Annotated in this window: 21 protein-coding genes, 1 tRNA gene and 1 pseudogene; 7 read left to right on the top strand and 16 right to left on the bottom strand. The window is 59.9% G+C overall.

The window, feature by feature from the left end; translation table 11 throughout:
- Positions 1 to 655: 655 nt before the first annotated feature.
- The 6 genes from AA309_RS27355 to AA309_RS27330 form a co-directional block, all read right to left on the bottom strand.
- Positions 656 to 868 carry a hypothetical protein gene (locus AA309_RS27355; RefSeq protein ID WP_047192184.1) on the bottom strand — a complete coding sequence of 71 codons (213 nt, stop codon included), beginning with the start codon at positions 866 to 868 and terminating at the stop codon, positions 656 to 658.
- A 79-nt stretch (positions 869 to 947) separates the two neighbouring features.
- Positions 948 to 1,023 (bottom strand) — tRNA-Ile (locus AA309_RS27350).
- Positions 1,024 to 1,290: 267 nt separating this feature from the next.
- Positions 1,291 to 2,322, bottom strand: a complete 1,032-nt coding sequence (locus AA309_RS27345) for a sulfate/molybdate ABC transporter ATP-binding protein (protein WP_052955038.1) — start codon at positions 2,320 to 2,322, stop codon at positions 1,291 to 1,293.
- A 19-nt stretch (positions 2,323 to 2,341) separates the two neighbouring features.
- The gene (cysW, locus tag AA309_RS27340; RefSeq protein ID WP_047192183.1) at positions 2,342 to 3,223 is read right to left on the bottom strand and encodes a sulfate ABC transporter permease subunit CysW; all 882 of its coding nucleotides are present in this window, start codon (positions 3,221 to 3,223) and stop codon (positions 2,342 to 2,344) included.
- The gene (cysT, locus tag AA309_RS27335; protein WP_047192182.1) at positions 3,216 to 4,064 is read right to left on the bottom strand and encodes a sulfate ABC transporter permease subunit CysT; all 849 of its coding nucleotides are present in this window, start codon (positions 4,062 to 4,064) and stop codon (positions 3,216 to 3,218) included. Before cysT ends, cysW begins: the two co-directional genes overlap by 8 nt.
- A 3-nt stretch (positions 4,065 to 4,067) precedes the next feature.
- Entirely contained in the window at positions 4,068 to 5,129 is a 1,062-nt protein-coding gene (locus AA309_RS27330; RefSeq protein WP_084731722.1) for a sulfate ABC transporter substrate-binding protein, read from the bottom strand.
- 643 nt (positions 5,130 to 5,772) lie between these two features.
- On the opposite strand from AA309_RS27330, the gene AA309_RS27325 reads away from it, so the two are divergent.
- From AA309_RS27325 to AA309_RS32590, 4 genes are all read left to right on the top strand, one after another.
- Positions 5,773 to 6,441 carry a peroxiredoxin gene (locus tag AA309_RS27325; RefSeq protein ID WP_047192181.1) on the top strand — a complete coding sequence of 223 codons (669 nt, stop codon included), beginning with the start codon at positions 5,773 to 5,775 and terminating at the stop codon, positions 6,439 to 6,441.
- Positions 6,442 to 6,582: 141 nt separating this feature from the next.
- Positions 6,583 to 7,008, top strand: a complete 426-nt coding sequence (locus AA309_RS27320) for an OsmC family protein (RefSeq protein WP_047192190.1) — start codon at positions 6,583 to 6,585, stop codon at positions 7,006 to 7,008.
- Between the two features lie 17 nt (positions 7,009 to 7,025).
- Positions 7,026 to 7,454 carry a rhodanese-like domain-containing protein gene (locus tag AA309_RS32595; RefSeq protein ID WP_052955037.1) on the top strand — a complete coding sequence of 143 codons (429 nt, stop codon included), beginning with the start codon at positions 7,026 to 7,028 and terminating at the stop codon, positions 7,452 to 7,454.
- Positions 7,373 to 7,876, top strand: coding sequence for a sulfurtransferase (locus tag AA309_RS32590; protein ID WP_342027985.1), 504 nt, complete (start codon positions 7,373 to 7,375; stop codon positions 7,874 to 7,876). The genes AA309_RS32595 and AA309_RS32590 overlap by 82 nt, the downstream gene beginning before the upstream one ends.
- 197 nt (positions 7,877 to 8,073) lie before the next feature.
- Here the strand turns inward: AA309_RS32590 and AA309_RS27310 are convergent, their stop codons facing one another.
- From AA309_RS27310 to AA309_RS27270, 10 genes are all read right to left on the bottom strand, one after another.
- Positions 8,074 to 8,967: an ImmA/IrrE family metallo-endopeptidase gene (locus AA309_RS27310; protein ID WP_047192180.1), complete on the bottom strand. Its 894-nt coding sequence runs from the start codon at positions 8,965 to 8,967 to the stop codon at positions 8,074 to 8,076.
- The gene (locus AA309_RS27305) at positions 8,967 to 9,290 is read right to left on the bottom strand and encodes a helix-turn-helix domain-containing protein (RefSeq protein ID WP_047192179.1); all 324 of its coding nucleotides are present in this window, start codon (positions 9,288 to 9,290) and stop codon (positions 8,967 to 8,969) included. The genes AA309_RS27310 and AA309_RS27305 overlap by 1 nt, the downstream gene beginning before the upstream one ends.
- Positions 9,291 to 9,796: 506 nt before the next feature.
- Positions 9,797 to 10,144, bottom strand: coding sequence for a hypothetical protein (locus AA309_RS37510; protein WP_052955035.1), 348 nt, complete (start codon positions 10,142 to 10,144; stop codon positions 9,797 to 9,799).
- Between the two features lie 36 nt (positions 10,145 to 10,180).
- Positions 10,181 to 10,582, bottom strand: a complete 402-nt coding sequence (locus tag AA309_RS27295; protein WP_244470514.1) for a transposase — start codon at positions 10,580 to 10,582, stop codon at positions 10,181 to 10,183.
- Complete coding sequence (locus AA309_RS36900) at positions 10,534 to 10,962, bottom strand: transposase (protein ID WP_047192177.1); 429 nt, start codon at positions 10,960 to 10,962, stop codon at positions 10,534 to 10,536. The genes AA309_RS27295 and AA309_RS36900 overlap by 49 nt, the downstream gene beginning before the upstream one ends.
- A 71-nt stretch (positions 10,963 to 11,033) precedes the next feature.
- On the bottom strand, positions 11,034 to 11,453 hold the full coding sequence (locus AA309_RS33635; RefSeq protein WP_084731724.1) for a cytidylyltransferase domain-containing protein: 420 nt from the start codon (positions 11,451 to 11,453) through the stop codon (positions 11,034 to 11,036).
- Positions 11,454 to 11,827: 374 nt separating this feature from the next.
- Entirely contained in the window at positions 11,828 to 13,024 is a 1,197-nt protein-coding gene (locus AA309_RS27285; RefSeq protein WP_047192176.1) for an O-succinylhomoserine sulfhydrylase, read from the bottom strand.
- A 91-nt stretch (positions 13,025 to 13,115) separates the two neighbouring features.
- The gene (gene cysN, locus AA309_RS27280; RefSeq protein ID WP_047192175.1) at positions 13,116 to 14,732 is read right to left on the bottom strand and encodes a sulfate adenylyltransferase subunit CysN; all 1,617 of its coding nucleotides are present in this window, start codon (positions 14,730 to 14,732) and stop codon (positions 13,116 to 13,118) included.
- Positions 14,732 to 15,718 carry a sulfate adenylyltransferase subunit CysD gene (gene cysD / locus AA309_RS27275; RefSeq protein WP_280136929.1) on the bottom strand — a complete coding sequence of 329 codons (987 nt, stop codon included), beginning with the start codon at positions 15,716 to 15,718 and terminating at the stop codon, positions 14,732 to 14,734. Before cysD ends, cysN begins: the two co-directional genes overlap by 1 nt.
- A complete protein-coding gene (locus tag AA309_RS27270) occupies positions 15,702 to 16,466 on the bottom strand; it encodes a phosphoadenylyl-sulfate reductase (protein ID WP_047192174.1) in 765 nt (254 codons plus the stop codon). Before AA309_RS27270 ends, cysD begins: the two co-directional genes overlap by 17 nt.
- A gap of 184 nt (positions 16,467 to 16,650) precedes the next feature.
- Between AA309_RS27270 and AA309_RS27265 the strand changes: the two genes are divergently transcribed.
- The 3 genes and pseudogenes from AA309_RS27265 to AA309_RS27255 all read left to right on the top strand — a co-directional run.
- The gene (locus AA309_RS27265; RefSeq protein ID WP_047192173.1) at positions 16,651 to 17,112 is read left to right on the top strand and encodes an Lrp/AsnC family transcriptional regulator; all 462 of its coding nucleotides are present in this window, start codon (positions 16,651 to 16,653) and stop codon (positions 17,110 to 17,112) included.
- 156 nt (positions 17,113 to 17,268) lie between these two features.
- Positions 17,269 to 19,020, top strand: a complete 1,752-nt coding sequence (locus tag AA309_RS27260) for a diflavin oxidoreductase (RefSeq protein WP_047192172.1) — start codon at positions 17,269 to 17,271, stop codon at positions 19,018 to 19,020.
- Positions 19,021 to 19,042: 22 nt separating this feature from the next.
- Positions 19,043 to 20,178: pseudogene (locus AA309_RS27255) on the top strand (NADPH-dependent assimilatory sulfite reductase hemoprotein subunit); the annotation flags it as partial.

Here is a 20,178-nt window from a genome sequence, read left to right as displayed (position 1 = left end):
AGGATCTCGGCGAGCGCATGGGGCTTCACCCGCTCTGTTGAACCAGCACGATGAACTGACACTGCTGAATCTTGCGTGAACTGAGCTCCTCTTCTCGTGCGGGGCCCCCCTGCGCCGAGCGCATGGAAGTCGCGCCGCAGCTGCGGCGCCCGGTCACCTGCTCTTGGTATTGGAGGCTTATCCCGCGATGCAACTGGCACCAGCGCTGGCAAACGGAGGTGGAGCACTCCCGATTATCCTTGCGCAAAGCAAGAGCCAGAACGCTTGGGGCGCTCTGGTGCGCCATCGGCGATCTCTGTGATCTCTTCGAACCGCACGAGTGCGGAAACGACCTCAAAGCTACTGGAGATGCGCCTGTTTGATCATCCGATGCTGTAACTCCGACAGATCAGATTTCAGTGTGACTGCATGATCAGGTGCGGCGAACCTGCAAGCTTTTCCCAAAGGTGTTGTTCACCTCTGCGTCGACAAGCCAGACGCGGAGTTCTTCCAGAGTCGAAAAGCAATGTTCGATCTGTTTGATCGGAGCAGGTCTCTTGCTGCGCGGCAGATCCTCAAGCCGTTCCGCGGTGCACGTGTAGGGCTATCGTGACCCAATTCTCACCATTCAGAAGGAGGTCATAGGTACCGGGTGCGAGCTGGATCAGACGGTAGGTCATTGCGCGTCCTTCTCAGAGCGACGCTGCGCCTCAATCCATTCGTAGGCCTTAGCAAGAGCAGCTTCACGATCCGGCGCCATGATCAGGGTCGGGCGCTGCTTGGGCAGGGCCACGAACACCATCCACTCCAGGCCACTGGGGCTAAGGCGGATCTGATAACCGTTGTGCTCCACAAGGTCGGTTTCCTGAAGGTGATGCGGGTCAGTCATGGTCGTGATCGCAGGTTTCGGTTCTCAAAAGGCATACATAGGCGGTCGTCTCGACCTTGTGCTTGGATGGGCGGTAATATGGTGGGCCCGGAGGGACTTGAACCCCCAACCAGACCGTTATGAGCGGCCGGCTCTAACCGTTGAGCTACAGGCCCCACCGCCTCAACGTCCTAACATAGATCGGTCCGGAGATCTTGACCGGGAGACATCAAGGGCCTGACAGCCTCATCGGGATCGGCCTGGACACCCCGGCCGAGGCGGCGAGGCCCGTCCAGGGTGTCATCAGCGAAATTCCTGCCTTGGCTCCGCGGACACGAGATCTGCGGAGAGCCGTATGATCCACTATCGAGAGACTGCGTATCGCCAGTACGACGTCCTGCCCCGTGTTGATAGATGCCAGCCGAGGCTTGATCCTGGCACGTTCAATCATCTCGGAAGATCACACCGTCCAGAATTTCCAAGCCAATCTCCTCGCCAAGCCGCAGGCTCGTCCGAAGGGGCACCTCGACCTCCAGTGTTGTTCCATTGGCTTGCGAGACCTCGATCCGCCGTATGGATCCAAGGCGCCGAATCCCACTGATGGTGCCCGTGTAGTGTCCTTGGCCGATAGCTGTCGGCGTCAGGTGCCAGGGACGGCAGTAGAGACTGGCTCGTCCGATGGTGGATCTTTGAGCAGCGACAGGTACGGGCTTTCCGTTGACCAGCACCCGTCCATCACGGATGTCGGCGGAGAAGCGGGCGGCCTGACCGAGAAATGTCATGACGAAGGGCGTCGCGGGATGATCCTGCACGTCATCGGGACTGCCAACCTGCTCCAGATGCCCCTGATTGAGGATTGCGACCCGGTCCGCCAGTTCCAGGGCCTCGTCCTGATCATGCGTGACGAAGACTGTCGTCTTGCCCGTGCGCTCGTGAATGTCGCGCAGCCAAGCCCGCAGATCCTTGCGCACCTTGGCGTCGAGCGCGCCGAAGGGTTCGTCAAGCAGCAGAACACGCGGCTCAACGGCAAGCGCCCGCGCCAGAGCGACCCGCTGGCGCTGACCGCCAGAGAGCTGGGCGGGGAACCGGCTCTCGTAGCCGGAAAGCTGGACCAGATCGAGCAACTCCGCCGTGCGGCGCCGGATCTCGGCTTTCGGCGGCCGGTTCGCCCGCTCGCGCACCTGCAGGCCATAGGCGATGTTGTCGGCGACCCTCATGTGCCTGAACAGGGCGTAGTGCTGGAAGACGAAGCCCACCTGGCGCTTCTGCACGGGCAGAGAGGTGGCATCGAGACCACCGAAGAACACGTGTCCGCGATCAGCCTCCACCAGTCCGGCAATGATGCGAAGAAGCGTCGTCTTTCCGGAGCCTGAGGGGCCGAGCAGCGCCAGGAGTTCCCCGGGCCTCACGGTCAAATCGATGTCGTGGAGGGCGGCTGCGCCTCCGAACTCCTTCGTCACGCCTGCGACGTGGATGTCGACGGCCCGCTCCTGCTCAGTGGGACGCGCCGCCGGCGAGATCGGCTCCGTGACGCCACTCGAGGAAGGACTTGAGCGCCAATGTGAGGAGGGCGAGACAGGCGAGGAGTGAGGCGACCGCAAATGCCGCAACGAAGTTGTACTCATTGTAGAGAATCTCCACATGAAGCGGGATGGTGTTGGTCAGACCGCGAATGTGACCCGACACGACGGAAACCGCGCCGAACTCGCCCATGGCGCGGGCATTGCAAAGAAGAACGCCGTAAAGCAGGCCCCACTTGATGTTGGGCAGCGTCACGGTGAGAAAGGTTCGCCACCCGCTCGCCCCGAGCGTCAGGGCGGCCTCTTCTTCCGTCGTGCCCTGCTCCTGCATGAGCGGGATGAGCTGTCGTGCCACAAACGGGAAGGTCACGAAGACCGTGGCCAGCACGATGCCGGGCAGCGCGAAGGCGATCTTGATGCCGTGCGCCATGAACCAGGATCCCCACAATCCCTGAGCCCCGAAGAGGAGCAGGTAGATGAGGCCCGAGACGACCGGTGAGACGGAAAACGGCAAGTCGATGAGAGTGATCAAGAGGCTTTTGCCCTTGAACTCGAACTTGGCGATGGCCCATGAAGCCGCGAGGCCAAACACGAGATTTAAGGGAACGGCAATGGCAGCGACCGTCAGCGTGAGCCCAATCGCCGAGAGTGCATCCTCTTCCTGGAAGGCCGCGAAATAGCCTGCCAGGCCCCGCTTGAACGCTTCCGCGAAAACGACGATGAGCGGGAGAACGAGAAACAGAAGAAGAAAAGCAAGAGCAATCCCGATCGCCACCCAGCGAACCAATTTCCGCTCAGTCACGACGCTGAGCTGTGATTCGACCGGCCGCGGCAATGCGGCACTAAGATCAGACATAACCGTATCTCCTGCGGCTCCAGGCCTGGATCAGGTTGATCAGCAAAAGGGCCGCGAAGGAGATCGCCAGCATGATCGTCGCAATCACGGTTGCGCCCGTATAATCATATTCCGAGAGCTTGATCACGATGAGCAGCGGCGCGATTTCCGAGACATAAGGAAGATTGCCTGCGATGAAGATGACGGAGCCGTACTCACCGACAGCACGGGCGAAGGCGAGGGCGAACCCCGTCAGGATGCCGGGAAGGAGCGGCGGGAGCAGAATACCCCAAATCGTGCGCCATCGCGAGGCCCCCAACGTTGCAGAGGCCTCCTCCAGCTCGCCCTCGATCTCTGCGATCAATGGCTGAACCGTACGAACGGCGAAGGGAAGCCCGATGAAGACCAGGGCCACGAAAATGCCGAGCGGGGTGTAGGCGACCCTGATGCCGAGAGGTTCGAGAAATGATCCGATCCATCCATTCGGCGCGTAGAGAGCGGCCAATGCGATGCCTGCCACGGCCGTCGGCAAAGCAAATGGCAGATCCACCATCGCGTCAACGAGCTTCCGGCCCGGAAAGTCGTAGCGCGTAAGGACCCAGGCAACGAGAAGCCCGAATACGGACGCGACGCCAGCTGCAATCAGGGAGACGCCGAAGCTCGTCCACAACGCGGCCGCGACCCGAGGATCAGCAGCGGTGGAGAGTATCCCGGTGAGGCCGATGCTCGTGGCCTTCGTCACGAGCGCGCCAAGGGGCAACAGCACGATCAAGCCGAGATACAGCAGAGTGTATCCGAGCGTGATGCCGAAGCCCGGAATCACGCTCGACTGCTTGAAACGCCAGAGGGAAGCAGAGCTCATGACTTAGCGCTTGCTGATCTGGTCGAAGAGTCCGCCCGAGTCGAAATTGTTCTTCTGGATGTCATCCCAATTGCCCTGTAGGGATTCGATCGTGAACAGCTTCAGATTCGGCAACTCGGCTAGATGCTCCGGCTTGGCGGCCTCGGCCTTGATGGGCCTGTAATGGTGCCTGGCGAAGATCGCCTGCGCCTTGTCGGTATAGAGGAACTTGAGATAGGCCTCGGCGACCTTGCGTGTGCCTTTGGCATCCACATTGCCGTCGACGAGGGCGACCGGCGGCTCGGCGAGGATCGACAGGGTCGGCACGACGATTTCGAACTTGTCGCGACCGAATTCATCGAGCACGAGGAAGGCTTCATTCTCCCAGGCCGGCAGCACATCTCCCAGGCCACGCTGAGCGAAGGAAACGGTTGAGCCGCGTGCGCCGGTATCGAGCACCGGGACATTCTTGTAGAGCGCAGTTACGAACTCCTTCGCCTTGTCGGCACTGCCGTCCTTGGTCTGCGCGTAGCCCCAGGCGGCCAGGAAGTTCCAGCGACCGCCTGCGGAAGTCTTCGGGTTGGGCGTGATCACCTGAATGCCGGGCTTCACGAGATCGTCCCAATCCCTGATCCGTTTCGGATTGCCCTTGCGGACCAGGAAGACAACGGTCGAAGTGTACGGCAAGGAGCTGCTCGGCAACTTGCTGCGCCAGTCGGCCGAAATCTTCTTGGTCGCTTTTGCAATAGCATCGATGTCGGACGGAATGCCAAGCGTCACGACATCGGCTTCGATACCGTCGATAACCGCACGAGCCTGTGCACCTGAGCCGCCGTGGGACGCACGGACGGTAACGGTTTCGCCGGTGATCGCCTTCCATTCATCCGCGAAGGCCTGATTGATCTCGCGGTAAAGCTCCCGCGTCGGATCGTACGACACGTTCAGCAGCTGTGTCTCGGCTGATGTGGTGCCGGAGAGGGTCAGAAGACCAGCGCCCCCGATGAAAATCAAACCGACGGCCCGCAAGATCGCCCGCAGCCGAGAATGTGCTTTCGCTCGAGCGATTTCTAGGGAATTGCTTTGCATCCTACCCTCCCGGGTCCCGATCAAAATGGGAGCAGGCGGCAAACCGCCGACCGCTCCCGAGCAGGGCAAAATGTATCCGCTAAAAAGAACAAGTGTCAAACGACTGTGATCATTCGCATCGTTGTTTTGCACCTTCCCTTTGTTCTGTTTGCAGGGATCAGACATAGGCTTGCAGAATAAAGTTCTACTTTATCCGTGTTGCCGTAGCATGTTCTTTTCGAAATTGAGCTTTTCAACGGAGGATTAATTTTTATTTGTTCGGGGCAATTGCCACAAAGGCTTCTACGCGGCTCAGATATGCCCGCAGTGTCTCCCGCTTAGAATATTCTTCTCTAAGCCGAGGCCTTTCAAATCAAGTTAATCCATCACCATAGGTTCGATAAAAAGAACATTTTTGTTGACTTGGTGTTCCTGCTGCCGGAGACTTCAACCGCTGCCAGCCGGTGCATTCTCTCCTCCGGTTCGACTTCGTCAGGAGCCATCTCGTTCAGTGCGAATGGCTGAGGCCGTGACGAGGATTTGGAACATGCGTCTTGTGGCTGGCAGCGAAACAATGAAACGCATGTGGTCGGAGCACTCGATTGCACACTGCTTTGCAAAAGGCAGAGACCGAACCACGTGTACCGGAGAAAGATCCCCTGCCATGACACTTCAAATCGGCCAGATTGCTCCAGATTTTGAGACAGTAACGACCGAGGGTCCAATTCGCTTCCACGAGTGGATCGGCGATTCCTGGGCGGTGCTGTTCTCTCACCCAAAGAATTTCACCCCTGTGTGCACCACGGAGCTGGGGCAAGTGGCGCGGCTCAAGCCCGAGTTCGACCGCCGGGGCGTGAAGGTGATCGGCTTTTCCGTCGATCCCGTGGAGAAGCACGAGGCCTGGGCGCGCGACATCGAGGAGACACAAGGGGCGGCCGTCAACTATCCGATCGTCGGCGATCCCGACCTCAAGATCTCCAAGCTCTATGGCATGCTCCCAGCCCATGCGGGCGATACATCGGAAGGGCGGACGGCCGCCGACAACCAGACCGTTCGCAATGTCTTCATCATCGGTCCCGACAAGAAGATCAAGCTCGTCCTGGTCTATCCCATGACTACAGGTCGCAACTTCGACGAAGTGCTTCGGGTCATCGACTCCCTCCAGCTGACGACCGAGCATAGGGTCGCCACCCCTGCAAACTGGAAGCAAGGCGAGGATGTCATCATCGCCGGCTCCGTCTCGGATGAGGAAGCGAAGAACCTTTACCCCGGCGGCTGGAAAGCACCGAAGCCTTATCTGCGCATCGTGCCCCAGCCCACGCGGGCAAGCTGATCCGAGACTTCACACACGAAGCGAGGGGCTCTCGCCCCTCGCCCCAAACAGTGACGCCGTCGGCTTGATTGCGGACGGCGTCCAAATGCGCTGACGACTGGACCGCCTGATGCCCATATCCAAGGAAATGAAATGACCAGCATGAAAGCGCGCGTGTCCTGGGTTGAGGGCATGATGTTTACGGGCGAATCCGGAAGCGGGCACGCCATCGTGCTGGACGGCGCGCCTGAGAATGGCGGCCGCAACGTGGGCATCCGCCCCATGGAGCTCCTGCTGCTGGGTTTGGCCGGTTGTACGGCTTTCGACGTGGTGCTCATCCTGAAACGCGGCCGTGAGCCTGTCGCCGATTGTGTGGTCGAGGTGGAAGCCGAGCGGGCGCAAACGGATCCGAAGGTGTTTACGACGATTCACCTCCAGTACCGTCTCTCAGGCCAGGGACTCTCACCCGAGAAGGTCGAGCGGGCCATCCAACTGTCCAAAGAAAAATATTGCTCCGCATCCATCATGCTGGGTCAGGTTGCGGAGATCACCCACTCCTGGACTGTCGATCCCCGTGTCGTTCCCTAAGTGCCCAGGATCTCACAATGACTATTTCACCACTCGTTTCAACCGAATGGCTTGCAGAGCATATCGCCGACTCCTCGATTCTGATTGTTGATATCCGCTCGGCGGAGAGCGGCGGGCAAGCTGCCTTCGAAGCTGGCCACGTTCCTCGTGCCGTTCACAGCGACTACGCTACTGATGGCTGGCGGATCACTGAGGGTGGCGCCGGCGGCCTATTACCCAACGTAGGTCATTTATCCGCGCTGCTGAGCCGCATTGGCACGACCCCCGAGCATCATGTGGTCATCGTCCCGGCTGGGGAGGCTGCATCCGATTTCAGCGCCCTGCACGGGTCTATTGGACCTTCAGGGTTGCCGGGCATGGACGTGTGGCGGTGCTCGATGGCGGCTATCGATCTTGGCGAGAAGCCGGCAAACCCGCGGAAGCGGGATTGTCACGCCCAACGGTGAGCGAGCTTTATCCTTTGCGGCTGACAGGAAGTCTGCGAGCCGAGGTCCAGGCTGTCGAGAAGGCCGTCATGAGAGCCGGTGCTACGCTGCTCGACGGGCGCTCGCAGGCGCAGTTCGACGGGCGCGAGAAGAGCCCGCAGGTTGTGCGCGCCGGCCATCTGCCGGGTGCGGTGCACCTGGACCACAACGGAGCCTTCCAGCCGGGAACGGGACGCCTGCGCCCCATTGCTGAACTCGAGCAGCTCTTCGAGCCTGTTCCGCCAGGGCCCGTGATCAGTTATTGCAACACCGGCCACCTCGCCTCGACGAACTGGTTCGTTCTCTCGGAAGTGCTCAAATGCCCTGCCATAACGCTCTACGATGGCTCGATGTCGGAGTGGACCCAGGATCCCGGACGACCCGTCCCCACGAACGCGAGCTAGAGCCTCGGATCCAACAGTGGATTTGCCCTTTTGGGATCTGTCCGATGCTCCATCTTGGATGAGCGCATCGTTTGAGCCAGAAAGCCGAGTTCACGTTTTTGCACGGTGCGCAACTTAGCCAAGGGCTTCCACAATGTCCCTCAGGGCATACCGGAAGGTGGAAAGGGCGGAGCTATGCCCATCGCAGAAAAAATCGCCTACCGACGCTTGCCGCGAAACCCAATCCGCCAGCTCTCTTCCAGATCTCGTTCCTCAGCCTCTTCATCTTCGTCTGGGTGCTCGAGGTGAAGCATGACGAGGGCGAAGCCGTCCCGTTGAGCATAGACCTGCTCGTAGAGTGTCGGTGCTCGCTCCCCCCGCTTGACCTCAATCCAGAGGTCAGGGATGCACTCAGCGGGATCGCTGGCGATGTTTTGCTCATGGAGGCCGCGGTGAAAGAGCGAGCCTGCGGGCACCGGGGCGCCCTTGGATGGAACAACGAACGGAAACTGAATGTGCTTATAGCACCGAAGAACTTTGCCATGTCTCGTGACGAGGATGGCAACTGGCTTCTCATGGTGCTGGGCATAGGCCCGCGCCATGGCCTCCTTACTGACCTTAAAATCTCGCGCCAGCTTCGGGATATGGGCCAAATCGGGCTCACGGTAGGGTCTTAAGGCCAACCTAAGAGCAGGCGGTGGAATCAGGATAAGGGAGGCGAAGCGATTGGCTTCAGCCTCCATCCTCTCGCGACGATCGGTCTCCTTAGCCCCGAGCCGAAGCATATCGGCACGGGAACACAAGAACTGCCCCTCCCGATCAGGGATGTGGTGGGGCATCAGAAAATGCCCCAGCTCATGCGCGATCGTGAACCGACGCCGCTCCTCGTATCCCTTCTTAACCAGGATAAAGCCGAACGAGCGGTCACTGTCAGTCAGAAGGCCTCCCTCGAAACCTTCTGACTCGAGGTCTTGGAAGTCCTCAATATCGAGCTGCCGGCAGAGCTCCTCGATAGGAACCGGGATGGACAGATTGGACTCGTACTGGAGGATCAAAGAGACGATCTTCTCGGGCGAGCCTGCATCGGCAAGGTCCATTCGGCAAACGGGCATCAATCCCCTCGTTTCTTCTCTTTGAAGCGCTTCATCAGGCCGCGAATGGCCTCGCGATCCCCCTCATCCAACTCCTTGAGGTCGCGGTAAAGAACAATCAGTTCCTCTTGCTCCTCGGAAGGTGGCTGTTCGCCGACGAGATACGAAACCGATACGTCGAAATATTCGGCAAGCTTGGTCAGGAGATCCATTGAAGGGTTCTTGCTGCCCCCTCGCTCGATCTCCCAAATGTGAGCTTTTGATGCGCCGACTGCGTCGGCAAGTTCTTGGAGCGACTTATTTTTTCTAACTCTGAGCTCCTTTAGCCGAGCTCCGATGCTCATAGTCCTGGTCCCATGGCTTTGGTCCTTTGCTGTCCTCAAGCACGATAGGGCGTCGCCCATAGCAGACACTTGTTCACAGGCACAAACGAAATCGTACTGCTTCACCTTGACGCGCGCAATCGTTCGTTTTATCTATACGGCCAAGGTCGCCAATGGTGGACGGCCCAGAATACGAGGCAACGGCTATGTATCAGACTGCAGCAAGACGAGCTCCCATCGGAACCAAGGCCCGGACGGGGGAAACCTGCCCAGAAAGCGGCGTGTGGCGGGTTGAAGGTACCCCCAGCACAACGGCCCCAATCTCCAAGGGCAACCGCATGCCGCCTTACGGAAATCGGGCGGTGACGTGGGTTCTCGTCCAGTACGCCTAAGCGTGTACTGAGCAACTTGAAGAAGATTGAAGGAGCCCGCCTTGGCGGGCTCTTTTCGTTTCGGAACGGTTGGCAGGGATAGCTTTGATCGCGTTCCCTAAGGCCCGTTCCGCGAAATCGGTCTTTGGCTCTCGTTTAGGATAGGAGCTGTCGCGCTCGCTCCAAATCAAGTTGAGTATCAACGCCGAGAGGCTCGCTATCGACCACGATGACCTCGATGTGGATGCCATGCTCCAACGCGCGAAGCTGTTCCAGGCTCTCTCGGACTTCAAGAGTGCCTCTTGAGAGGCGAACATAGTGCTCCAGAGCACTGCGGCGGTACGTATAGAGACCGATGTGATGGTAATGGGCCCCTTCCCAGCGGAGATCGTTGCGACTGAAGTAAATCGCACGTCCTCGCTTCGCACCATCCGGGTAGGAGAGAGCGATTTTGACAACTTGTTGCGCCTCAAGCTCCGCCCGGCTCCTGATGATAGTCGCCAAAGTTGAAAATATGGGATTGACTATCTTGTAGCGGTTCTAGGTCGTGTGGACGGATTTGATGAGGATGAAGCTCAGAGCAAGCGCGACGAACGAGCCGTAGTTCTCGTCTGTCTTCTCGCAGCGCAAAGCAACGCGCTTGAACCGCTTGAGCTTGCCCATGGTTTGCTCGATGCGAGCCCGTCCGCGGTAGAGCGCTTTGGGAAAGAACTTCGGCTTCTCTTTGGTCGTCGTGCGGTACGGAATGGCCGGGCAGATGCCGCGAGACCGGGCGGCCTGTCGGTTGGCTTTGGCGTCATAGCCCTTGTCGCCTACCGCAGCGCGGGGCGTGATCTCAGGCCCGAGGTCGAGTAGCGTCTCAAAGTGCGGGCTGTCGCTGGCCTCACCGCCGGTCAGGCAAAAGCCGAGCGGGTCGCCATCCCAGTCGGTCTTGAGGTGGATCTTGGTCGAGAAGCCGCCCCGCGAGCGGCCCAGCGCCTGCCGGCTCTGCCCCCTTTTGCGCCAGACGCGGAAACATGGGCCCGTACGATGGTGGAGTCGAACATCTGCACCAGGTGAGCGGTCTTGCTCAATGCAGCCAGAGCCTCGAAGAAGGCCTCAAACACGCCCGCCCGGCTCAAGCGCCAAAAGCGTTTCCAGACCGAGTTCCAATTTCCGAAATACTCGGGCAGGGCTCGCCAGGTGATGTTGTGGACGGTGAAGTAATGCAGTGCCTCAAGGAAGCGACGGTCATTGTGGCAATTGGCGCCTCGGCGAGAGCAAGAGGCGGCAAACACCCGCAGCACCGTTGCCCAATCTTCCTCCCTCATCCCCGTCAACATGGTCGCGCCTCCTGAAGCCGACCCGCCATGAATCACCGACAGGCTGATTTGGGAATCCACTCACCCGTTGTTCAATTCAATCCGTCCACACGGCCTAACGCTGCGCGAAGGATCGAAGGCGAAACCGTTGGCAAGTCTCCTTGAAGAGCAACCACAACATCGTAGCGTTGCTCCCTGTCTATCATAGAAAGCGCCGCTTGGACCCAGTCGGAGCCGCTCGGCAAGTGGGGATCAGTTAGAACAGCTTCGCCTCCAGCCGCTCGCACGACATCGGCAATTGCTTGGTCGCCACATACGACGATAGGACCGATATCGGCCTCAAGGCCTCGCCGCCAAACATGCACGATCAATGGCTCACCATGGATATCGGCGAGCGCTTTTCCGGGGAGACGGGTTGAGCCAAGGCGAGTGGGAATAATAATGATAGGGCGCAAGCTGAACCTTGTGCAGCTTGAGGTCAGGCCAAGGACAAAGTACCTTCCACGGTACATACGTTCTGACAATTCCAAAGAGCCTATAAACATCAGAGACCATTCGGATCCGGCCATTTGGCAGCGAAAGCCGCTCAAAAATGTTTTAAGTATTCACGTCGGTCAGCGGCGATCTGGAAAGACAGGTTAGACTGGGTGGCTACAGAGCCGCGCCGAAGCTTCGTGAAATAATCTTCCGAATACGTTAAAGTGATACTGTACTCGGTTCCATGAATGATTGGAAATTGTGAATGCCTCGATCAGCCCTTCAGCTCCTTGAGGAAGTGCTGCACGGGAGTGTCTGACCAAACCTGGATCTCGATGTACTTTTCCAAGGGACGTGGAGAATAACCTTCATGGCCATGGCCATCCTCGTCGCTAAGACGGAAACCGTCTCAAACCCGTTTGAGGGCTCGCAGCAGATCGTTGATCAAGTCATCTGTGTGTTCAAGGCCGATCGACAGCCTGACGAGTCCTTCCGAGACTCCCATTTCGGCGCGCTCCTCCGGCGTGAAGCGCTGGTGCGTTGTCGTGGCCGGATGGGTGATGAGGCTCTTCGCATCACCGAGATTGTTGGAGATCCGGATCAATTCGAGAGCGTTCAGGAAGCGAAAAGCGCCCGCTTTACCACCTTCGATCTCGAGCGCGATCAGCGTCGAGCCTCCCTTCATCTGCCGCGCGATGACGGCGGCCTGCGGGTGATCGGCGCGGCCAGGATAAATCAGGCGCCTGATCTTCGAATGTCCCGCGAGTGCATCGGCAACGATGGCCGCCGTCCGGGTTTGGCGCTCGACCCGCAGCGGAAGCGTCTCCAAACTCTTCAGCAGCACCCAGGCATTGAACGGCGACATTGACGGACCCGTCTGCCGGAGCAGTGTGTGGATATGGGTCTGGATGAAATCCTCGGACCCTAGAATGACCCCACCGAGACAGCGCCCCTGCCCGTCGATGTGCTTCGTCGCCGAATAGACAACGCAATCGGCTCCGAGCTCCAGCGGCTTCTGCCAGAGCGGCGATGAGAACACGTTGTCCACCACCAGCTTCGCGCCCACCTCACGGGCAATCTGCGCAACGGCTGCAATGTCGATCACCTCAAGGGTGGGATTCGCCGGACTTTCAAGGAAGAACACCTTCGTCTCCGGCCGCACGGCGCCGCGCCACGCATTGAGGTTCGTTCCGTCGACAAGCGTCGATGCAACACCGAACCGTGGCAGGAGTTCGGCGACCACATAGCGGCAGGAGCCGAACAGCGCCCGCGCGGCAACGATGTGATCGCCGGCCTGCAGCAGGCCCATGAGGGCCGCCGTCACCGCGGCCATGCCGGTCGCCGTCGCCCGCGCGGCCTCCGCTCCCTCGAAGGATGCGATGCGCTGCTCGAACATCGAGACGGTCGGGTTCGAGAAGCGGGCATAAAGGAATCCGGGGCTCTCTCCCTTGAAGCGGGCCTCGCACTCCTCCGCGCTGGCATAAACGTGGCCCTGGGTCAGAAACAGCGCTTCGGATGTCTCGCCGAATTCCGATCTCAGCGTGCCTTCGTGGACAAGACGGGTCTCCGCATGCAGGCGTCGGTCCCGACTTGAACGCTTGCTCATGGCTCTTCCTTTAAATGGTGTCGGCCGCCTGCACGAGTCGCGCAGGAGCCCGAAATATCGATGATTGCTGCTTGGATGGACTGCAAGTCGCTTAGCTGGCCCCTGAACTCTGGGGATCCGTGCCGTGCTGTTTCGCGGCAATGGACAGGCCGAACCTGATGCGGGCCCAGAGTCGCTCATGGCCATAGTAGAGCACGAGCTTGGTCACCACCTCGATCGCTCCGATGGCTGTAGCAAGACGGGTGTCCTGAGTGAGCACAAAGGCTGCGGCAACTGTGGCAACAGAGCCGATGACCCGCCACGACATGGCCTTGAGCACACTCCGCCGTTTCTGTTCGCGGATCGATTTCAGCCACGTCACCTGGCCATCGTTCCGGGTGGGTTGAGAGCCGGCATCCCGGCGGGATTCCGCGCCATCCACCAGACCAATGGCAACCGTGTCGAAGCTTTCCCTGTCGATGAGGATGAAGCCGCCGGTTTGGCGGCTCTCGCCATATGAATCGAATGCAATCGAATAATCGAGCGCGAGAGTGACGTCCCCGACATCGTTGGCTCCGAAGGACGAAGCCTCCACAGGCGCAAGCGTCGTCAGATCGATCCTCTGCCGGACTGAAACAACCATCGCCGGCACGGTTCCTGCCCCGAGCTTCAGAAGGAACTGGTCTCCTTCCTTCAGATGCTCGGTCGCCATCCAGAACAGGCGCGCCTCGATCCTGTCGGATACGTGAGGCGGTCGCCCTGCGGAGGCGATGATGTCTCCGCGCGAGACGTCCACCTCGTCGGACAGGAGGAGCGTGATGGACTGGCCGGCCACGGCCTCGTCCTGCTCGCCGCCATGCGTCACGATTCTTGTCACGGTGGTCTCCAGGCCGGAGGGCAGTACCCTCACCCGCTCGCCCGGTCTCACCATGCCGCTCGTCACGAGACCGGAGAAGCCCCGGAAGTCCGGGTTGGGCCGGTTCACCCATTGAACCGGCAGGCGGAACGGCTCGGCTCCGCCCAAGGGCTCTACGTCAACTGTCTCGAGATGTGAAAGGAGCGTCGGCCCCTTGTACCAGCGAGCCCTGGAGGATGATGCAACGATGTTGTCGCCATGCAGGGCGGACAGGGGAATAGCGGTCACATGCTCGAATCCAAGCTCCGCCGAGAAGCCTTGGAACTCCGTCACGATCTCGGTGAACTTCGCTTCGGACCAGTCGACGAGATCCATCTTGTTGATGGCCAAGACCACGTGCCGGATCCCAAGCAGCGAAACGAGAAGGCTGTGTCTCCTCGTCTGCCGCGTGATCCCCTTACGTGCATCCACGAGCACGATGGCGACATCCGCCGTCGAGGCGCCGGTTGCCATATTGCGGGTATATTGCTCATGTCCCGGCGTATCGGCGACAATGAAGGTCCGCCGGTCCGTCGAGAAAAAGCGGTAGGCGACATCGATGGTGATGCCCTGCTCCCGCTCACTGGCAAGCCCGTCAACGAGAAGTGCGAAATCGATACTGCCTGCCTGTGTCCCATGCTTGCGGGAGTCACGTTCAAGAGCAGCGATCTGATCGTCGAACAGGCGCTTGGATTCGTACAGCAAGCGGCCGATCAGCGTGGACTTGCCGTCGTCGACAGAGCCGCAGGTGATGAAGCGCAACAAGCTCTTGCGCTCATGGGCCGCGAGATAGCCTTCCAGCATGAAACTCTCAGGTGCGGGATGAACCGTCATCAGAAGTAGCCCTCTTGCTTCTTGCGCTCCATGGATGCCGCCGTGTCCTTGTCGATGGCGCGTCCATGTCGCTCGGATGTGCGCGCCTCGAGTGTCTCGCGAATGATGTCAGGAAGGGTGGCTGCCGTGCTTTCTACTGCACCGGTCAGGGGATAGCAGCCGAGTGTCCTGAACCGGACGGATCGGAGCTGCGGTTGCTCACCGGGATGGAGCGGCAATCGTTCATCATCAACGAGGATGAGCATCCCGTCCCGCTCCACCACAGGCCGCTCCGCCGCGAAATAGAGCGGAACGATGGGGATGTTCTCGCGGTGGATGTACAGCCAGATATCGAGCTCGGTCCAGTTGGAGAGAGGGAAGATGCGCAGGCTCTCTCCCTTGCGCTTGCGTCCATTGTAGAGCTGCCAGGGCTCCGGGCGCTGGCGCTTGGGGTCCCAGCGATGATGAGCGTTGCGCAAGGAAAAGACACGCTCCTTGGCGCGCGACTTCTCCTCATCACGGCGGGCGCCACCGAAGGCCGCATCGAAGCCGTAACGCTCGAGCGCCTGCTTGAGCGCCTGGGTCTTCATCACATCCGTATGGATCTCCGAACCATGGGTGATCGGTCCGACATTGCGTGCCAGTCCATCCGGATTGGTGTGTACCAGCAGCTCAAGCCCAAGTTCCCGAGCACGCTGATCCCGGAATGCGATCATCTCGCGAAACTTCCAGGTGGTATCCACGTGCAGAAGAGGAAACGGAGGCTTCGCCGGATAGAAGGCCTTGAGTGCAAGGTGCAGCAGGACCGATGAATCCTTTCCGATCGAATAGAGCATCACCGGATTATCGCATTCGGCGACAGCCTCACGCATGATGTAGATACTCTCTGCCTCAAGGCGATCGAGATGCGTCAGGGCTGGCCGGAAGAGCTTGGTCTTCGGTTCATGGCCTTGAGGATCAAGCGCCCTTGCGTGGCGCCCGCCCCATGCTTCACGCCAGCTGATCATGGGGACGCTCCTGAGGTTCATGTGTCGGCACGAGGTGCAGGCCACATTCTTTTTTGGCTTCCTGCTCCCACCACCAGCGGCCCGCGCGCTCGGGTTCACCGAGACGGACTGCCCGGGTGCAGGGCGCGCAGCCGATGGACGGATATCCCCGATCGTGCAGCGGATTGTAGGGGACGGCGTTGTCGGTGACATACCGGGCGAGGTCCTGCCGGCTCCAGTCGGCAAGAGGATTGATCTTGATCAGCCCATATCCCTCGTCAGAGACAGCGAGCGGCACAGCCGCGCGGAAAGCGGATTGTTCGGCGCGCAGTCCCGTGATCCAGCCTGCCGCTCCCGCGAGAGCCCGGCCGAGTGGCTCGACTTTCCGAATATCGCAACAGGCCTTGCGTGCTTTGACCGAATGCCGGAATCCATTGATGCCCTGGCGGTTCACCAAAGCCTCCACCGCACCGCGATCGGGACTGACGGCATTGATCCGGCGCTGGTAACGCTCCTCCGTTTGCTCCCACAAATCGTAGGTCTCAGGGAAGAGCCGCCCGGTATCGAGGGTGACGATCTCGATATGGACATCGAGGCCTGCGCTGAAGATCGCATGGGTAAGCGCCTGGTCCTCGAGACCGAAGCTCGTTGTGAACACCAGCCGGCCGGCAATTGATCGCGAGGCAAGAGCCAACCTTTCAGGAAGGCCGCTCCCACTCAGGGCACGGGCTAAAGCCTCACCGCCCGAGCCGCCGGAACCAAGGTCCATGGCAAAAATCTCCAAACCACAAGATCGAACTTGTTCTTAATAACGAACGGTGTCAAGGTGAGGTCGTTCCGAGCCAGGAAGGCGACAGGCCGGCCGGAGGAGCAAGACGTCGCAAGAAGAGAATATTTTTCCCTCAAAGACCAAAGCGGCGGAACTAATATTCGGCAAAAGACGGGATGCAGAGATGGACCGTATCGACCGAAAAATTTTGGATCTTCTTCAGCAGGATGGCACGCTGGCTGTTGCAGACATCGGCCAACGGGTCGGTTTGTCTCAAACACCATGCTGGAAACGGATTCAGCGTCTTGAAGCCGACGGCGTGATTCAGCGGCGGGTCGCACTTCTTGACCCTGAGAAGCTTGGGCTGGGCTTAACGGTCTTCGTCTGCATCGAAGTCGGCGACCATAGCCAAGACTCGATCGACTGCTTCATCAACGCGATCTCGACCATGAGTGAGGTGGTCGAGTTCCATCGCATGGCCGGGGACGTGGACTACCTGCTCCGTGTCGTCGTGCCCGACGTCAAGGCCTATGACGTGTTCTATAAGCGTTTGATTGGAATTGTCCCCCTGAAGAACGTCTGCTCGCGCTTCAGCGTGGAGCGGGTGAAATCCACCACCGCCCTGCCGATTGACACAATGACCTAAGAACGATCGGAGCTTTGGCATAAGTTCCTATACCGTCAGGCTCGCGGAATTCTTTTTCTCGTTTTCGACGCCGGAGAAAAGAAGTTTCTATCAGTTGATGTTCTTTAAAAAGAACATTCCATTGACTTGCCAGAGAGGCTCACCGAGACTGTCCCAATGTCAGCATTTGCCCTTCTGCCTCACACAGCACCCTTCGGCGACGACGACCGGATCAGTCTCGATCGTGTCCTGGGCGCAGCCTCACCGATCCAGCGCGCATGGCTCGCTGGCTTTCTCGCCGGGATCGATGCGAGTCAGGCGCCGCTCCCCCGTGTCGATACGCCCGCCCGCCCGGCAGAGCCCCTAACGATCCTGTTTGCCAGCGAGTCAGGGAATGCGGAGCGGTTGGCGCAGGATGTCGCGAAGCTTGCCCGGAAGGGTGGCTTCAAGCCGAAGATCGTCGATTTCGCCGATCTCGATATTGCCGATCTGCCGAAGCAGAGCCGCCTGGTGGTGATCGCAGCCACTTGGGGCGAAGGTGAGCCGCCGTCGCGAGCCACCCGGGCCTATACGGATCTGATGGGGCCGTCGGCGCCACGTCTTGAGGGCGCCACCTACGCGGTGTTGGCTTTGGGCGACACCGCCTATGCGGAGTTCTGCGCTGTCGGCAAGGCCATTGACGCACGCCTTGCCGAGCTTGGTGCCGTGCGGGCCGTCGACAGGATCGATTGCGACCTCGATTTCGAAGCGCCCGCAGCGGCCTGGATCAAGAGCACGCTCGAAACGTTTGCGCCAGCTCAGGAGAGTTCTGGCAACGTGGTCTCGGTCGACTTCAGCCCGCGTGCCGGCTCCGAGATCAGCCGCGAGCCGCTGACTGCCGAAATCACTGAACACGTGAACCTGAACTCCTCACGCTCCGACAAGGAAACCGTTCACCTGGCCCTCGGCTTCGATGGCGCGGCTCCGCCCTACGAACCTGGCGACGCGCTCGAACTGTTTCCCGAGAACGATCCGGTCCTCGTCGATGCCGTTCTTGCCGCGACGGGGCTCCACACGGACGAGGCCCTGCGCGCAGCATTGATGACCGAGCGGGATATCACGACCCTCTCCGTGAAGACGCTTGAAACTTTTGTCGCCGAGACGGGGCATGCAGAGGTGCGCAAGTTTCTCGACGAGGGGCAGGCTCGCTCCTGGATCGATGGACGCCAGTTGGTTGACCTCGTCGAAACCTTTCCCGTGCCGCTGACAGCTCAGCAGCTCTCAGCTCTCACGCGCCCGCTGCCGCCACGGGCCTATTCCATCGCTTCTTCGCGCAAGGAGGTCGGCGATGAAGCCCATCTACTGGTTGCCGCCGTACGTTATGAGACGCATGGGCGCCAGCGCGGAGGGGTTGCCTCAACCTTCGTCGCTGACCGCCTCAAGTCAGGCGCGACAACGCGCGTTCGGTTGAAGCCCAACAAACACTTCCGACTGCCGGAACCATCAACGGACATTATCATGATCGGTCCTGGCACCGGCGTTGCACCCTTCCGTGCTTTCGTGCAGGAGCGGAACGCCATTGGAGCCAGCGGCAAGTCCTGGCTGTTCTTCGGCGACCGGCGCTACACGCACGACTTCCTGTATCAGCTTGAATGGCAGGATGCCCTGAAGAACGGGTCGCTGACGCGGATCGACCTTGCGTTCTCTCGTGATACGCCGAACAAGGTCTACGTCCAGCACCGCCTGTGGGAGCAGCGCCACGACCTCATCGAATGGCTGGACAACGGCGCCCAGCTCTATGTCTGCGGCGATGCCAAGGCCATGGCCAAGGATGTCCGTGCCGCCATCGTCGCAGCCTATGCCGATGTGAAGGCGCTCTCCCCCGAAGCCGCAGAACTCGCCGTGGCAGAGCTTGAGCGTGGCCGCCGCTATCACCAAGACGTTTATTGAGAAACAGAATATGTCGAAAGAGCTTTCGCGCAACGAGCGTATCAAAGAGGCGAGCGGCTATCTGCGTGGCACGCTTGCGGAAGGTCTCACCGACGTCGTGACCGGCACCATCAGCGAGGACGATCAGCAGCTCGTAAAGTTCCATGGCATGTATCTGCAGGACGACCGAGACCTGCGGGCGGAGCGCACGAAGAAGAAGCTTGAGAAGGCTTATTCCTTCATGATCCGCCTGCGCATTCCCGGTGGTGTCTGCACGCCCTCCCAATGGCTTCAGATCGACCGGATCGCTCAGGATTATGCGAACGGCACACTCCGTCTGACGACACGACAGACGTTCCAGTTTCACGGCGTCATCAAGTCGAACCTGAAGGCGACGATGAAGGCCATCGACACGGCGCTTCTGGATACCCTTGCCGCGTGCGGCGACGTCAATCGCAACGTTCTGGCCTCCACCAACCCGGACCAGTCGAGAGCGCATCGGGCAGCCTATGAGCTGGCCAAGTCGATCTCGGACCATCTCCTGCCGCGGACGCCTGCCTATCGGGAGATCTGGCTCGATGGTGAGAGGATTGCCGGTGGCGAGGAAGAGGTGACCGAGCCTGTCTATGGTCGCACCTACTTGCCGCGCAAGTTCAAGACGGTTGTGGCGGTTCCACCCTCAAACGAGGTCGACATCTTCGCCCAAGACCTCGGGTTCATTGCGATCCTCGACAAGAACGGCGATGTCGAAGGCTGGAACGTGACGGTGGGCGGCGGCATGGGCATGACCCATGGCGAAGAGGATACCTATCCGCGCACCGCCGATGTGATGGGTTTCTGCCAACCAGAGGACGCGCTTGCCGTCGCCGAGGCAGTGGTGACCGTCCAGCGTGACTGGGGCGACCGCACGAGTCGCAAGCATGCCCGCCTCAAATACACCATCGAAGATCGTGGCCTTGCTGCCTTTCGCACGGAGGTCGAGCGGCGCATCGGCAAGCCCTTGGGCGATCCGCGTCCTTTCAGCTTCGACTCGAACGGCGACCGATATGGCTGGGTCGAGGGCGAGGATGGGCGCCATCACCTGACCCTGTTCATCGAAAACGGCCGTGTGCGCGACATTCCGAACGGCGCTTCCCTCATGACAGGACTTCGCCGTATTGCAGAGGTGCATGACGGAGA

Origin of the sequence: Microvirga vignae, from assembly GCF_001017175.1 — a bacterium.
In the GTDB taxonomy this organism is placed as follows: Bacteria; Pseudomonadota; Alphaproteobacteria; order Rhizobiales; family Beijerinckiaceae; genus Microvirga; species Microvirga vignae.
Note: the sequence above shows the minus strand (reverse complement) of the source record. Positions and strands in the feature narration are given on the sequence as shown.